Annotated in this window: 17 protein-coding genes; 6 read left to right on the forward strand and 11 right to left on the reverse strand. The window is 68.0% G+C overall.

Annotation, left to right across the window (positions count from 1 at the left end):
* Positions 1-2 precede the first annotated feature (2 nt).
* Positions 3-1373, forward strand: a complete 1371-nt coding sequence (pdxR, locus tag IG98_RS0131680) for a MocR-like pyridoxine biosynthesis transcription factor PdxR (RefSeq protein WP_030920547.1) — start codon at positions 3-5, stop codon at positions 1371-1373.
* 48 nt (positions 1374-1421) lie between these two features.
* On the opposite strand, the gene IG98_RS53680 is transcribed toward pdxR, so the two are convergent.
* Complete coding sequence (locus IG98_RS53680) at positions 1422-1736, reverse strand: LysE family transporter (RefSeq protein ID WP_342666866.1); 315 nt, start codon at positions 1734-1736, stop codon at positions 1422-1424.
* 247 nt (positions 1737-1983) lie between these two features.
* Here IG98_RS53680 and IG98_RS0131685 point away from each other — a divergent pair, with 247 nt between their 5' ends.
* Together IG98_RS0131685 and IG98_RS0131690 are read left to right on the forward strand one after the other, a co-directional pair.
* Complete coding sequence (locus tag IG98_RS0131685; RefSeq protein WP_084195792.1) at positions 1984-2301, forward strand: Lrp/AsnC family transcriptional regulator; 318 nt, start codon at positions 1984-1986, stop codon at positions 2299-2301.
* Between the two features lie 116 nt (positions 2302-2417).
* Positions 2418-2888: a TetR/AcrR family transcriptional regulator C-terminal domain-containing protein gene (locus IG98_RS0131690; RefSeq protein WP_051753226.1), complete on the forward strand. Its 471-nt coding sequence runs from the start codon at positions 2418-2420 to the stop codon at positions 2886-2888.
* Between the two features lie 90 nt (positions 2889-2978).
* On the opposite strand, the gene IG98_RS0131695 is transcribed toward IG98_RS0131690, so the two are convergent.
* From IG98_RS0131695 to IG98_RS0131715, 5 genes are read right to left on the reverse strand one after another with little or no spacing between them, the layout of a single operon-like run.
* A complete protein-coding gene (locus IG98_RS0131695) occupies positions 2979-4133 on the reverse strand; it encodes an alpha/beta hydrolase family protein (protein WP_030920555.1) in 1155 nt (384 codons plus the stop codon).
* A 12-nt stretch (positions 4134-4145) separates the two neighbouring features.
* Positions 4146-5564 (reverse strand): S41 family peptidase, encoded by a 1419-nt coding sequence (locus IG98_RS0131700; RefSeq protein ID WP_030920557.1) that lies wholly within the window; start codon positions 5562-5564, stop codon positions 4146-4148.
* Positions 5561-6598, reverse strand: a complete 1038-nt coding sequence (locus tag IG98_RS0131705) for a hypothetical protein (protein WP_030920560.1) — start codon at positions 6596-6598, stop codon at positions 5561-5563. Before IG98_RS0131705 ends, IG98_RS0131700 begins: the two co-directional genes overlap by 4 nt.
* Complete coding sequence (locus IG98_RS0131710) at positions 6595-7482, reverse strand: ABC transporter ATP-binding protein (protein ID WP_030920564.1); 888 nt, start codon at positions 7480-7482, stop codon at positions 6595-6597. The genes IG98_RS0131705 and IG98_RS0131710 overlap by 4 nt, the downstream gene beginning before the upstream one ends.
* Positions 7479-7883, reverse strand: a complete 405-nt coding sequence (locus IG98_RS0131715) for a GntR family transcriptional regulator (RefSeq protein WP_030920567.1) — start codon at positions 7881-7883, stop codon at positions 7479-7481. The genes IG98_RS0131710 and IG98_RS0131715 overlap by 4 nt, the downstream gene beginning before the upstream one ends.
* A gap of 32 nt (positions 7884-7915) precedes the next feature.
* Here IG98_RS0131715 and IG98_RS0131720 point away from each other — a divergent pair, with 32 nt between their 5' ends.
* On the forward strand, positions 7916-8170 hold the full coding sequence (locus tag IG98_RS0131720; RefSeq protein ID WP_030920569.1) for a hypothetical protein: 255 nt from the start codon (positions 7916-7918) through the stop codon (positions 8168-8170).
* 89 nt (positions 8171-8259) lie between these two features.
* Here IG98_RS0131720 and IG98_RS0131725 read toward each other — a convergent pair whose 3' ends face one another.
* The 5 genes from IG98_RS0131725 to IG98_RS0131745 form a co-directional block, all read right to left on the reverse strand.
* A complete protein-coding gene (locus IG98_RS0131725) occupies positions 8260-8820 on the reverse strand; it encodes a GNAT family N-acetyltransferase (protein ID WP_030920572.1) in 561 nt (186 codons plus the stop codon).
* Positions 8821-8903: 83 nt separating this feature from the next.
* A complete protein-coding gene (locus tag IG98_RS0131730) occupies positions 8904-9317 on the reverse strand; it encodes an SRPBCC family protein (RefSeq protein ID WP_030920575.1) in 414 nt (137 codons plus the stop codon).
* A 281-nt stretch (positions 9318-9598) separates the two neighbouring features.
* A complete protein-coding gene (locus tag IG98_RS0131735; RefSeq protein WP_030920578.1) occupies positions 9599-9982 on the reverse strand; it encodes a hypothetical protein in 384 nt (127 codons plus the stop codon).
* A complete protein-coding gene (locus IG98_RS0131740) occupies positions 9979-10536 on the reverse strand; it encodes a MarR family winged helix-turn-helix transcriptional regulator (RefSeq protein WP_030920580.1) in 558 nt (185 codons plus the stop codon). Before IG98_RS0131740 ends, IG98_RS0131735 begins: the two co-directional genes overlap by 4 nt.
* 93 nt (positions 10537-10629) lie before the next feature.
* The gene (locus IG98_RS0131745) at positions 10630-10914 is read right to left on the reverse strand and encodes a hypothetical protein (RefSeq protein ID WP_030920583.1); all 285 of its coding nucleotides are present in this window, start codon (positions 10912-10914) and stop codon (positions 10630-10632) included.
* Positions 10915-11296: 382 nt separating this feature from the next.
* Here IG98_RS0131745 and IG98_RS0131750 point away from each other — a divergent pair, with 382 nt between their 5' ends.
* Complete coding sequence (locus IG98_RS0131750; protein WP_245651801.1) at positions 11297-12253, forward strand: glycoside hydrolase family 113 protein; 957 nt, start codon at positions 11297-11299, stop codon at positions 12251-12253.
* Positions 12250-13167 (forward strand): aldo/keto reductase, encoded by a 918-nt coding sequence (locus IG98_RS0131755; protein WP_030920589.1) that lies wholly within the window; start codon positions 12250-12252, stop codon positions 13165-13167. The genes IG98_RS0131750 and IG98_RS0131755 overlap by 4 nt, the downstream gene beginning before the upstream one ends.
* Positions 13168-13268 lie beyond the last annotated feature (101 nt).

The following is a 13268-nucleotide window of genomic DNA, read 5'->3' on the forward strand; positions in this document are numbered from 1 at the left end:
ATATGACAGGTGAGTGGCCCAATCTTGGGCTGGATCTGCATGTGGAGTTGGACGTCGCCGAAGGGCTGCGGACGGGGCTGGAGCGGGCGTTGCGTGCGGCGGTGCGGTCGGGGCGACTGGTGACCGGGACGCGGCTGCCGGCGACGCGAAGGCTCGCGGAGGATCTGGGGCTGGCGCGGGGCACCGTGCGGGCGGCGTACGACCAGCTGATCGCCGAGGGGTATCTGACCGCGCGGCAGGGTTCCGGCACCGTGGTGGCGCTGCCGCCGCAGGCCGTGCCGACGGCCGCAGCCGTACCGGTGATGAAGCGACCGCGGCACGATCTGCGTCCGGGAAGTCCAGACACCTCGGCATTCCCGACGGTGGCGTGGTTGGAGTCGTCGCGGAGGGCTCTGGGATCGGCACCGGCCGATGCCTTCGGATACGGCGATCCGCGGGGCCGCCTCGAACTGCGGGTCGCGCTGGCCGACTATCTGGGACGGGCGCGGGGCGTCCTGGCGCATCCGGATTCGATCGTGATCACCAACGGGTATCTGCAGGGCCTGACACTGCTGGCCGGTGTCGTCGGCGGGACGTTCGCAATGGAGGATCCCGGTGTCCCCATGCACCGTGAGGCCGTCCGCCGCACCGGAGCGCGGGTGGTGCCCCTGCCGGTCGACGAACTGGGTGCCCGCACCGATCTCGTCGGCGGCCTGGATCCGGACGCCGTGGAAGTCACCCCGGCCCATCAGTACCCGACCGGCCGGACGCTCCATCCCGGCAGGCGGCGCGCACTGCTGGACTGGGCACGCTCGTCCGGCAACCTGATCATCGAGAACGACTACGACGCGGAGTTCCGCTACGACCGCAAGCCCGTCGGCGCGCTGCAGGGCGCCTGCCCCGAAGACGTCGCCTACCTAGGCACGACGTCCAAGACCCTCGGCCCGGCACTGCGGATCGGCTGGATGGTCCTGCCGCCCCGACTGATCGGCCCGGTCGTCGACGCCAAACTCCACACCGACCACCACACCGAGCACCTCGGCCAGCTCGCCCTGGCCGACCTGATCACCCGGCACGGCTACGACCGGCACATCCGCGCGTCTCGCCAGCGATACCTCCGCCGCCGCGACCGGCTCCGTCTCCGCCTCGCCGACTTTCCCGTCATCCTGACCGGCATCGCCGCCGGCCTGCACGCTCTGGCCGTCCTTCCCCCGGGCGGCCCCACCGAGACCGACATCCGCACGGCGGCGGAAGCGCACGACCTCGCCCTCGGCTACTTGTCGGACCGCCGCGAGCTCCCCTCCACCACCCAAGGCGTCATCATCGGCTACGGCCGTCCCCCCGAACATGCCTACACCGCTGCTCTGGACGCCTTGACCGCATGCTTCCGCTAACCCACCCCCAACGCGCGTCAGGACCCAACTTCGTTGGATTCACGGCCGTTACTCAGTCGACCCCGGGGGGAGCCGCGCGACTACGGGGCGAATAGGGCGCGGGATTCGAGATCGAGGTGCGTGATGGGGTGAGGTTGAGGATCCAGTCGCCGAACCGGCGGATGACGTGGGTGATGTAGGGGGAGACGGTGGCCAGGTCGTCGGGGTTGACGGGCGGGTGAGCATGCCGATGCCCAGCCATACCAGATAGGCCGTGCCCATCGTGGTCAGCATGGTCAGCGCCAGTGGGGTGCGGGCCACCAGCGCGGCCACCGCGGTGGCCGCCAGATGCCCGGCCAGCAGTCCGCCGATCGCGGGCAGCACCGTGCGTGCGGTGCCGCAGTCCGGCGGCGATCGCGTACGCCCAGTCCGCTCCCGGGGTGACCACGAACATCAACGACACCGCCCAGAACGCGGTGATGGTGGCGATCGCCATGAGCCGCTTCTCCCTTCGCTTGCCGAGCCCGGAACCTCAGGGCCCGCATTCCCGAAGAGAAAGTTATGTTCGTATGTCCGAAACATGCTCCCCAATTTCCCTGCTGACCAGGGGTGATGGGGAAGCATCGTTCGTATGGACGACGTGGATCGGAAAATCCTTGCCGAGCTCCAGCGGGACGGGCGCCTGACCCTCACCGACCTGGCCGAGCGCGTGCGCCTCAGCCTCTCGCCCTGCCACCGCCGCCTGCGCGCCCTGGAGCGCTCCGGCGCGATCAGCGGTTACCACGCCGCCCTGGACGCCCACGCTCTCGGTCTGACCTTCGAGGCCCTGGTCTTCGTCGCCATGCGCGCCGCCAACCGTGCCACTCCAGGGGCTTGCCCGGTCGGGAGGATCTTCAACAGGTCGCGCAGACCGTATGCTCGGCAATCATGTAATAAATCTACAATGTAAAGGCGTCGGACCGGTTTTCAAGATCATTAACAGGATGGACTAAAGACCGATCACCTACAAACAGGCCCTGACCTCGGATGATTGCGCGGGCTGCTCCCGTGCCTCGGCAGGACGGAATGGTCGAAGAACTCGCCACCGTGGCACCGGTAAGTTTCGACGGCACCGACTGGCGAGACGGACTGCGCGACTACGCCCGAGTGCAGCTGGACACTCTTGCCGCCCACCCGAACCTGGTCCCGCTCGTCCTGTCCCGGCCGGCGACCACCGCGGGGAATCACCGCATGATGGAGACACTCCTCCAATCGCTGTGCACGGCCGGTTTCCAGCCGCGGCGGGCCCTGGACATGGTGTACGCCCTCAACGGGCTGATCCTCGTGCACGCCGCGCTCGGCGTCGGCGTCGGCGACGCGCCCCAGCCACACGGCGAACTCGGTCAGACCAGCCGCCTGGCCGATCTGCCCGCTGAGAGATACCCGCTCCTCGCCGAAGCCGCCCGCGCCAGTGCGGACCGCGGCCCCGCCGCCCGCTTCGAGTTCGCCCTGGAGGCACTGCTTGCCGGCTTCGTCGGCTCGCGTGGCGAGTCTTGACCGCGCTGGTGGGTACCACTTCTGGCCTATCTCCTGTGACAACGGCATGCCGTAGCCCTTACCGATGGGGCCCGTAGGGCTCGCAGGGCCTCAGGACTGGCCGCAGGTCGCGGGGCAGAACGTGACCTCGGGGTAGCGCGAGGATGGCTTGTCCAGGAGGGGCTGCCGCTTGGACTTCAGGTGCTGGTCGAGGAAGGCTGCCACGTAGGTGCGGGTGAGCTCGGCGGCGCGCGCCGCGGGCAGAACGTTGTAGGCGGGCGTGATACCGAGGGTGCCGGCCATCAGCGGGCCGTCGGTGAAGGATTGATGTTCCGCGCCCGACAGTACGAGCCAGCGCTTCCACCCGGTCAGCAGCTTCCAGTCGCGCTCCCACGAAGTGTCGCGACCGCCGGGGACGTGCTGCGGCGAACCCAGGAACATGAACGGCCGGGAGAATCCGCTCTTGGGGATGCGGGCGTAGGTGGTGCCGTCCATGTCGACGCCGGCGCGCACGCGGGGGTCCTTCATCATGGTCGCCATGGCGCTGGCCCCGCCGATCGACTGGCCTGCCATCGCGATTTTGGAGTGGTCGATCCTGTCGGAACCATCCCATTTCGATGGCAGCTGGTCGAGCACGAAGGAGACGTCGGCCGCCCGTCCCGCGACCACCCCCGTGCCGAAGCCCGGGTCGGTGTCGCTGTCGCAGGCGAGGCATTCGGTGATCCGCCCGCCGGGGAAGGTCGTGGCGTAGCTCTCGTAGGTGTGGTCGATCCCGGCCACCACGTACCCGCGGCTGGCCAGGTCCTCGGCCAGGGACGTGAGAGTGATCATCGGATTGGTGAAGCCGGGGGAGAGCACCACCAGTGGCAGGTTCCGGCCCGCGGGTTCGGCGTCTTTGATGGCGTTGGTGTGCGTCTTGCTGAGCGTGTCGTTCGGTATGTCCCCGATTCCCAGGCGCCTCAGGGTGAGCTCCGATTCCTTTGGCGTCATGTACGGCGCCCGCTGCCCGTTTCGCTGCTCGGTCGGATACCACAGGGTGACCTTGAGTTCCCTGGCGTCGACGTCGAGGTTCCAGGGATCGGGGCGGGAGGTGTCTTTCAGATACAGGGCGGTGGTGCCGACCGGATGGGCGCCGGTGGGGGCGGGCAGGGTGGTGGGGCCGGTCGGTGTGGCCGATGGGGCGGCAAAGCGGGGTGGCGTGGGCGCGGAGCAGGCGGACGCGGCCAGGACGACCAGTCCCGCGGCGACTGCCAGGATCTGTCTCATTGAGAGGTCCCTTCACTTGTTCAGCAAGGTCAGGGCCTTGGCCAGCGCGGGGTCGCGCCCGGCGGCCGCGTCCTTCGGGGTCAGGGGCACGTGGTGGTCGGGCGGCACGCCGATCCGGTCGTTCACCTCGCGCTTGGGCCCGAGGTGGTGCTTGGCAGGGAAGCTCAGGCTGGTGTTGTTGCCGAGCAGGTACGGCTGCGCCGGGCCGGAGATGACGCCTGCGGTTCTGGTGCCGACCAGCTGGCCGAGGCGCAGGTCCTTGATCGCGGAACTGAAGTGCTCGCACGCCGAGGCGCAGCTGCGGTCGGTGAGCACGATCAGCGGCAGGTTGAGCAGCTCGACGGTGTCGTCGGTCCGCGACGTTTCGCACGTGCCGTCCACGGTGCACTGGTAGGCGGTGACTTTGCCGTGGCCGAACGCGCTTACCAGCCGGGTCGCCTCTATGGGGCTGCCGCCGCCGTTGCCGCGTAGGTCCAGCACGAGGCCGGACAGGGTCCGGCTGGTGAGCAGTCTGGAGATCGCCTTGAAGACCCTGTTCGCGGAGTCGGGAGCGAACCCGCGCAGCCGTACATAGGCGATGTCGTCGTCCAGCAGCTTCGAGGTCACCACTTGAAGGGCGGCCAGATCCCGCTGGTAGAGGCCGGGCTTGAGTGTGACCGTCCAGTGGCGGCCGGTGCTCTGCCGCAGGAGCCGTAACCGGACCGGGCGCGCCTCCGGGTACCCCGGGTAGAGGGCGGCGATCGCGGGGGTGGCCTTCCCGTCGATGAAGGGTGCCGATCTGTTGACCGATTCGATGATGTCGCCCGGGCGTAGCCCGGCCGCTTGCGCCGCGCCGCCCTGCACGGTGGTGACGAACAGCGGGCCGACGGCGGTGCCGGGGTTGGCGTCCACCTGTGGGCCGTTGACGTTCGCCAGGAAACCGAGGCCGTAGCCGTCGCCGTCGTAGTGGTCGGGCGGCCGTCTGACGTCGTGCGCCCAGCGGGCGTGGTTGTCGCCGAGGCTGGCCACGATGGCCTCGAGGGTGACGACGGCCAGTTTGTCGCGAAGGTCGGGGACCTGGTCGGTGGTCTTTCGGTAGGCGGCCTCGAAGGCGGTCCAGTCGGTCTTGTGGTCACCGGTCAGCGCCGGCATGCCCGCTTCGGGTACGTCGTGACCGTTGCGGTTGAGCTCTTGGGTCAGGGCGGCGAATCCGGCGCTCAGCAGCGAGCGGGCGTCCAGCGTGGTGCCGCTGTAGTAGTTGCCGAGGAGGCAGAAGTAGGCCTGCTCGATGATGTCGATCGTGGTGGCCGTCTCCGCCCCGGGAGTTTCCCGGGGCGCTGCGCAGACCGTACTGGCTGCCGTGCTCGCCTGGCTGCGCGGCGGTGTCGGTGCTGTGCAGGCCGCCGCCGCCGCGAGGGCGAGCCCGGCGGCTGCGATCCTGATGATGGTCATGACAGGCGCCTGCGGATCCACCAGAAGCAGAACCACGACAGGCCGAGGGTGAGCAGGGTGTAGATCCCGGTCTCGATCCACTGGAAGGGCCAGAAGCGTTCCAGGGGCTGGTAGGTCGCCTGCTGCCGATAGCCGAGCCGGTTGATCTCGACAATGCAGCTGTCCCCGCCGCCCGCCGACGGTGCGCAGGGGCCCGACGTGGTGGAGATCTGGGCGGCACCTTCGCTGCCGAGCGTACGTCCGGACGGATCGATCAGGTTGGCGGACAGGACCCAGGCGCCCGCGTGACCGGGAACGGCCGACCTCAGTTGAATATCCACATATCCGCCTCGGTCCCGGTTTACACCGATGCCGTTCACGTTCGTCTTGCCGAGCTCGAAGGTCGAGGTGATCGGAGGCACCAGGTGGGGCCGGACCAGCAGCGGCATGGCGAGCTGGATAGCGGCGAAGACGGCCAGGGTGAGGGCCATGGCGGGCAGCGTGCGGCGCACCAGCATGCCCACGGTCACGCCGAGGACGAAGGTGAAGGCCGCATATCCCATCGGGGCGATGCCGCGCGCGCCGAACACCAGGGGAGCCATCAGGGCCAAATTCTCAGCGGCTGATTTGTCCAGAGGATCGGACCACCAGGTCACCATGAGGCCGCACAGGCCGGCGACGGCCACGGCGGTCAAACCCATGAGCCCGAGCTTGACCGCCAGCCAGCGGCCGCGGGTGATGCTCTGGTTCCACACCATCAGGTGCGTGCCCGCCTCCAGCTCGCGGGTGATCAACGGTGCCCCCCAGAAGAGCCCGGCGAGGACGGGCAGGAGCAACACGACGAGAGTCAGGGCCATGAACGAGGTCTCGTGCCCGCCGAAGAAGTGGTCGTAGAAGCGGTCGCAGGTGTTGTCCTGGGTGCAGGCTGCGATCCCGGCGGAGTAGTCGGAGGCCAAGCCGGGGCCGGTCAGGGCCAGGACGACGGCGAGGGTGACGAGCAGGGCGGCCATCGTCGCGGCCGAGCCGCGGAACTGGCGCCAGGTCAGCCAGATCATCGCTGCACCTCCAGGGCGACTCGCTGGTCCGTGGTGCGCCTGTCCATGTAGGCCAGGACGAGGTCTTCCAGACCGAGTTGGGTGACCGTCCAGGCGGGGTCGTGGATCGGGGCGTCGGTGCGGATCACGTACGTGCTCTGCCGGTCGGTGTGGCGCGCGCAGACCACGTGCTGGTCGGCGGGGAGCCGGTCGGGATCGCGGCGCGGGCCGGTGAGCCGGTGATGGGTGGCCAGCAGTTGGTCGGCTTCCCCGGTCACCTGGACGCGAGAGTCGACGAGCACGATCAGGAAGTCGCACACTCGTTCCAGGTCGGAGACCAGGTGGGAGGAGAGCAGCACGCTGAACTCGTGCTCGACCGTGGCCTCCATCAGCCCCTGCAGGAACTCGCGGCGGGCCAGCGGGTCGAGCGAGGCGACCGGTTCGTCCAGGATCAGCAGTTCGGGCCGCTTGGCCAGGCCGAGGGTGAGGGCGAGCTGAGCACGCTGGCCGCCCGACAGCTTGCCTGCCCGCTGGGCGGGGTCGAGACCGAGTCGTGCGAGGCGGTCCCGCGCCATGGTGGCGTCCCAGCGGGGGTTGAGCCGCGATCCCAGCCGCAGGTGATCGGCGACGCTCAGCCCGGTGTAGACGGGGGTGTCCTGGGCGACGAACCCGACCCTGGCCAACTGCGCCGGGCCGCTGGCGGGACGGCCGCCCAGCACGGTGATGCCGCCCGCCGTTGGCTCCAGCTGGCCGCTGGCCAGCTTCAGCAGCGTCGTCTTGCCGGCTCCGTTGGGACCCACCAACCCCACGACGTGGCCCGCTGGGATGTCGAGGGTGCACTCACGCAGCGCCCAGCGCTTGCCGTATTTCCTGCCCAGTCCCTGGGCCTGTAGGACAGTGTTCACGCTGTGTCCTCCTGAGCGGTGGTCCGAAAGGTGGTCATGAAGAGGGCCTCAATGCTTTCGTCGTCGAGGCCGGCTCGGCGGGCGTTGGCCAGCCAGCGTCGCAGTTCCAGCCGCAGCGGGCCGTGTGCGGCCAGCGAGGCGTTGGTGAGCGTCGCCGTCACGAACGTCCCCACCCCGGGCCGGGCGGCGACCAGTCCTTCGTGCTCGAGTTCCCGGTAGGCCTTCAGGACGGTGTTGGCGTTGATCGCCAAGTGCGCCACGACCTCCTTGACGGTCGGCATCTGGTCGCCCTCGCGCAGCACGCCGAGCCGCAGCGCATGCCGTACTTGCTGGACCAGCTGCAGGTACGGCGAAACACCCGATCTGCCGTCCAGGTGGAGCTCGATCACCAGCTCCTCCATTTATCTAGCCTGCTAGTACTTTAGAGTCACGGATGTTAAAGGATCATAAGGATCGCTGTACAGGCCTCGCCCGGGGGCGCCCGAAGCACCTCGTCGCTCCCCGGAACATCCCGCGCGAGGCGCTGGCTGGCCGCGACGCCGACGCCGTGGTCGGCTACGACTTCGCCGACCACGGCGGCTGGCACGCCGACGTCGACGCGCTGCGCAAGGAGCAGCCGGGCCTGATGGACTTTGCCACCTGGCTTGACCGCGATGGCGCCGCCGCCTTCATGACGGCCCGCGCCTGACGGCCGCAGGCCGCACAACCATGCGGAACCTGGCGTCGCCCCAGCCCTCCGCGTCGCTGATCGTGTCCAGCTGGAGCGGGTGACTGAGATCAGATTTTGAACTTGGCCAGGGGAGCCGTGCAGAGGGTCTGCTCAGCGCCGAACTCCTCGAACGTGCCGATGGGGCAAAAGCCAAGGCGGGCGGCGAGTTTCAAAGATCGCTTGTTCGCGGTCTGGGTCACGAGCAGGACCGGCTGGTCGGGGAGTTCGTCAGCCGCCGCGCGCAACGTGGCCGTTGCGGCCTCCAATGCGAACCCCGCGCCCCATGCACTGCGCCGCAGTACATAGCCCAGTTCCAGTTCCTCGCCATCCTCGGTGACATACCCGGGGCCATCGGTCGATCGGCGGGTGAGCATCAATGTCCCGACAAGCCGGTTCGTCGTGTTGTCCGCGATGACATAGTTTCCGGGCCTGGATGTCGCGCTGGCGATCGCCGCATCGAAGCGCTGTTCGACGTCACTCCGAGGCTGGGGACCGCCGAGGTACGCCTGAACCTCGGGATCGGTATAGAGCTCGATGAATCCTTCACGGTCGGCGTCATGCAACGCTCTGCGAAGCAGGAGCCGTTCCGAAGGGACCTCCGTGGCGGATAGCGTGCGCAATTGGCTCATAGGCCCGTGATCATAGAACGCGGGACTCGTTCTGGGCTCATGACGCCCCTTCCCCTTTCCAGGGGTTCAGACGGATAGGCGGCTCAGCTGCGTGCCGCGGCCTCGATCGCCTGCTTCATCTCCCATGCGCCGTGTTCGATGCGAATGCGGATCTCGGTGGCCTGCGTGTGTGGCAGCACGTTGGTGGTCCAGATCAGTCGGCCCGCTTCGTCGCCCTCCGGGCGAACTTCAAATGAGGCGTGGTGGTGCTCAAGAGGAGGTCTCGCGCCTTCAACAACGGAATAGGCCAAGCAGCGGGATTCGTCATCGATCGCGACAATCAGCTCGCGGATGACGTGCCCGTCGGGAAAGGTCAGGAACCGCTGGTCGCCTTCCAGCCGGGTGTCCATGACACGGCCCGGCAGCAGACGCTCGTGCACGGCTCCGACGTCGCGCAGCACATCCCAGATGTGCGCAGGAGACGCATCGATGACGATCTCGTGGCGGATGGAGGCCATAGGTAGAGAACTCCTCTCGAGATGGGGTAGTTCCTCGCCGGCAGGCAGGGAACGCGACCCGTGGCCGGCATCTTCTTCGGGTGCCCTGGGGCACCACACCTGGCACAGGCTAAAACAGCGGTATCGGTCCTGTGACGGCTATGAACCTGTGCTCGCGTTCGGCTCTGTCCGGCCTGGGCACACCGACACCGACCACCCGCGATGCTGCGGTGACGGGTGTACCGACGCCAAACTCGCCGATGTCTTTCACGCCTTTGACACGTGTCATGGGGCGCGTTGTTTCATAGCTCGATGTGGGCCTTCATCGGCTGCCAAGGCGGCGAGGCGTCGAACAACAGCATGATCGACACGATCTTGTCGCCGTCCAGCCGGAATTGCTCGGCCGTGTGCTGAGTGCCGGCCGGCGTCGCGGTGTGCACGTCGTACACGAGCGTGGCCTCCGCTTCGCCGTACAGCTCACTGATCAGCTCGACGCCGGTCACGATCGACACGAACCCCGGCAAGGTCGCCAGATGGCCCGTCCGATCGTCGGAGGTGACGAACGGGCTCTGGAAGCGGAACGGCTCTCCCAGGTGCGCCGCCGCCGGGGACACCTCGCCGCGGAAACGGGCCTCGTGATAGCCGCGCACGGTGCGACGGGTCTGTTCCTCAGCTGTCGTGGTCATGACTGCTGTCCGATCTGGCGCAGATGGTCGGCGAGACGATGCTGGTTGGCGGCCAGCCGCAGGCACAGGTCGCGCAGAACGACCAGTTCTTCAGGAGTGAACCCGTGGAACATCGCCCGCATGGCAAGCTGCGACGGCCTGCGGAACGCCTCCATCCACGCCCGCCCGGCAGGTGTGATCTCGGCCAGAACCGAACGCCGATCCTTTGGGTCGGGGGCCCGGCGGACCAGCCCGTCGCGCTCCAGCGTGTCGACCAAGCCGGTGGCGTTGCGGGAGCTGACCCTGGCGGTCCGGGCCAACTCGCCGATGCTGATGCCGTGCTCGCTGCTGTTGAGGCGGATCAGCAGGTCGAGCGCGCCCGCGCTGACCCCTCGTCCCTGAGAGCCGTGGGCGCGCATGCGCTCGACGGCATGGTTGGCGGTGCGGACGGCGGCGCCCGCCTCAAAGCTGAGCAGGTCTTCGTCGCTGTCAGTGAACTGGGTCATCGCGGCCCTGACCCGAGGATCGTAGAGGAGGCCGTCAGAGTCGCTCTCGTAGATATTTACGTCCTTCATTATGAAGTACAACAATAGTACGTACTTCCATACTTTGCCAATCCATGCCTGATGTGCACGCTCCTGTGGATCGGCAAGAACTGTCCGTCGCGCTTACACAGGCCGGACCGTAAGGTGGCGGCCCGCGCCGTGCGGGGGCCACCACCGTCTACGCCTCCTTCGCGGAGCATGGAACAGGGTCACTCGGGGCCTCAGCCCTAACTCGCGCAGTTGTGCGGGCCGCAACGGCCGCCAGTCACCGGTGTCGAGCTTGGCCGGCTCCGCCTCGACATCCACGTTGATGACACCGAAGAAGTTGATGTTGTCGCTGTGGCCGGGAGAGATGTGCGACAGGATCTGGTCGCTTACCTCCAGGCCTTGTAAGCGCAGCTCCAGCACCTCTCTAGAATAATATTCTGTCGCCCGGGCGACCGCGGAGCTGGTCGGCAGGGTGACGCCGCGGCCGAGGCCGCGTTTCTGATTGCGTGTCGCGCATTAGGTGCGCAACACGCAAGTTGTGAGTAGAGTGCGATGGAGCACCTGGCACTCACGCCTGAAGAGTGCCAGCCACAAGGGCGTGTGCCGGGGCGGCTCGGCCACCCCCGTCGGCATGCTCGGCGGGGACATGGGCTTCTAGCCCATTTTTTCTCGCATGTCCCACCCACACGCACACACACGGAGGCCCCTGATGCGTGTCTACGGTGTCACCTACGACACCGGCTTCCTGTCTGCCGGAACCACCACCCACGAGCCCTTCGACCCGGACGCGGTGCGCCGCGAAATGCAGATCATCCGCGATGAGCTGCACTGTGACGCGGTCCGTATCACCGGAGGAGACCCGGACCGCCTTGAGACCGCCGCACGCCACGCCGCCCGCGCGGGCCTGGAGGTCTGGTATTCGCCGTTCACCAACGGCCTCACCCAAGACGAGCTGATGACGTTCATCGTCGACAGCGCCGGACGGGCTGAACGCCTACGCCAGGAAGGGACTTCCGTCGTATTCCTCACCGGCTCCGAGATCAGCCTGTTCACCAGTGGATTTCTGCCCGGTGACAGCCTGAAGGAGCGGCTTGGGTTGATGGCCGAGCCCGCACGGCTGCGCGCCGCACTCCCCGAAGTACCCGCCCGCGTCAACACCTTCCTCGCCCGAGCCGCTGCGACGGTGCGCGAACGGTTCGGCGGTCCGATCAGCTACGCCTCCCTGCCCTTCGAAGGCGTGGACTGGGCTCCGTTCGACGTGATCGCCACCGATGCCGGATACCGCGACGCGACCACCGCGCACAGTTTCCGTGAGAGTCTGCGCGCGCAGACCGCGCAGAGCAAGCCGTTCGCCGTCACCGAGTTCGGCTGCACCACCCACCGCGGAGCCGCCGAACTGGGCGCACGCGGCGACTACATCATCGAATGGGACGAAGGCCTCTGCCCCCGCCTGACCACAATCGTCATGCGGGACGAAGAAGAGCAGGCCGAATACGTGCGCGAGCTCCTCGACATCTACGACGAGGAGGGCACGGACACGGTGTTCGTCAACACGTTCGCCCAACGCGGCCTGCCGACGTCCTCCGAGCCCGGACGGGACTTCGACACCGCCAGCTTCGGCATCGTCAAGATCCTGGAGCGCGGCCGCACAGGGACGACCTATCCGGGGCTGCCGTGGGAACCCAAAGCCGCCTTCCACACCCTGGCCGCATACGGACGCGCCAGGACGGCCGAGACCGAAAAGAGGACGATGACGTGAGGCTGCCAACCGCGAAGCTCGGAAGGACCGGGCTGCAGGCGAGCCGCCTTGGCTACGGAGCGATGGAGATGCGCGGGCCACAGGCGTGGGGCAAACCGATAAGCGACGATCAGGCCCGCACGGTATTGAACACGGTCCTCGACTCGGGAGTGAACCTCATCGACACCTCGCCGGACTACGGCGACGCCGAGGAGCACATCGGCCGCTGGATCTCCCACCGGCGCGACGAGTTCCTCCTCGCCAGCAAGTGCGGCTGCCCACTCGCCGCGGTCGGTGACCCGCGGACGGTTCCGCCGCATGTCTACACCAAGGCGAACGTCCGCGCGTGCGTCGAGCAGAGCCTGCGCCGGATGCGCACCGACCACCTTGACATCTTGATGGTGCACATGAGCCCGAGCGTCGCCGTGATGCAGGCCGAGGACACCATCTCCGAGATGCAGGCCCTCCAGGACCAAGGCGCGATCCGCTTCACCGGTATGTCGGGGAATCTGCCCCACCTCCCGGAGCACATCGCGATCGGGGTGTTCGACGTCTTCCTCTTCCCCTACTCGGCGCTCGACCGCTCCCACGAGGAACTCATCAGCGCCGCCGCGGCAGCCGGCGCGGGGACGATCGCTCACGGTTCGGTCGCCCGCCCGCTCTTGGCCCCGCCCGAGGCCATGCCGGAGCCGGTGCGCCGACCGCTCGCCGACCGCCACGCACGGCTCGCCGCCGCCAACCTGGACGATCTGGCAGACGGCGCCTCGACGATGGAACTCCTGCTCCGCTTCATCCTCACTCACCAAGATCTGCACTCGCTGATCGTTGGCTCGACCCAGGTAACGCACGTGCAGGCCAACGTCGCAGCCGCCCAGAAGGGCCCACTCCCGATGGACGTGTACGACGCACTGCGGGACCGCCTCAGCCCGAGGTAGGGGGCTGCCGAGAGCCGGACCCGCCGCAACACCAGCCGCGGCGGGGGACAGGGCGGCGGGCCCGACGATCTCCGCCTCTGCCTGCGTGTCCTGCTCCTCGG

This window comes from Streptosporangium amethystogenes, assembly GCF_000721075.1.
Taxonomy (GTDB): Bacteria; Actinomycetota; Actinomycetes; order Streptosporangiales; family Streptosporangiaceae; genus Streptosporangium; species Streptosporangium amethystogenes.

Coding starts and splice junctions, on each gene's coding strand:
- pdxR (WP_030920547.1), top strand. CDS start 3: ATGACAGGTGAGTGGCCCAATCTTGGGCTGGATCTGCATGTGGAGTTG.
- IG98_RS0131685 (WP_084195792.1), top strand. CDS start 1,984: ATGGACGACGTGGATCGGAAAATCCTTGCCGAGCTCCAGCGGGACGGG.
- IG98_RS0131690 (WP_051753226.1), top strand. CDS start 2,418: ATGGTCGAAGAACTCGCCACCGTGGCACCGGTAAGTTTCGACGGCACC.
- IG98_RS0131695 (WP_030920555.1), bottom strand. CDS start 4,133: ATGAGACAGATCCTGGCAGTCGCCGCGGGACTGGTCGTCCTGGCCGCG.
- IG98_RS0131700 (WP_030920557.1), bottom strand. CDS start 5,564: ATGACCATCATCAGGATCGCAGCCGCCGGGCTCGCCCTCGCGGCGGCG.
- IG98_RS0131705 (WP_030920560.1), bottom strand. CDS start 6,598: ATGATCTGGCTGACCTGGCGCCAGTTCCGCGGCTCGGCCGCGACGATG.
- IG98_RS0131715 (WP_030920567.1), bottom strand. CDS start 7,883: ATGGAGGAGCTGGTGATCGAGCTCCACCTGGACGGCAGATCGGGTGTT.
- IG98_RS0131720 (WP_030920569.1), top strand. CDS start 7,916: ATGTTAAAGGATCATAAGGATCGCTGTACAGGCCTCGCCCGGGGGCGC.
- IG98_RS0131725 (WP_030920572.1), bottom strand. CDS start 8,820: ATGAGCCAATTGCGCACGCTATCCGCCACGGAGGTCCCTTCGGAACGG.
- IG98_RS0131730 (WP_030920575.1), bottom strand. CDS start 9,317: ATGGCCTCCATCCGCCACGAGATCGTCATCGATGCGTCTCCTGCGCAC.
- IG98_RS0131735 (WP_030920578.1), bottom strand. CDS start 9,982: ATGACCACGACAGCTGAGGAACAGACCCGTCGCACCGTGCGCGGCTAT.
- IG98_RS0131740 (WP_030920580.1), bottom strand. CDS start 10,536: ATGAAGGACGTAAATATCTACGAGAGCGACTCTGACGGCCTCCTCTAC.
- IG98_RS0131750 (WP_245651801.1), top strand. CDS start 11,297: ATGCAGATCATCCGCGATGAGCTGCACTGTGACGCGGTCCGTATCACC.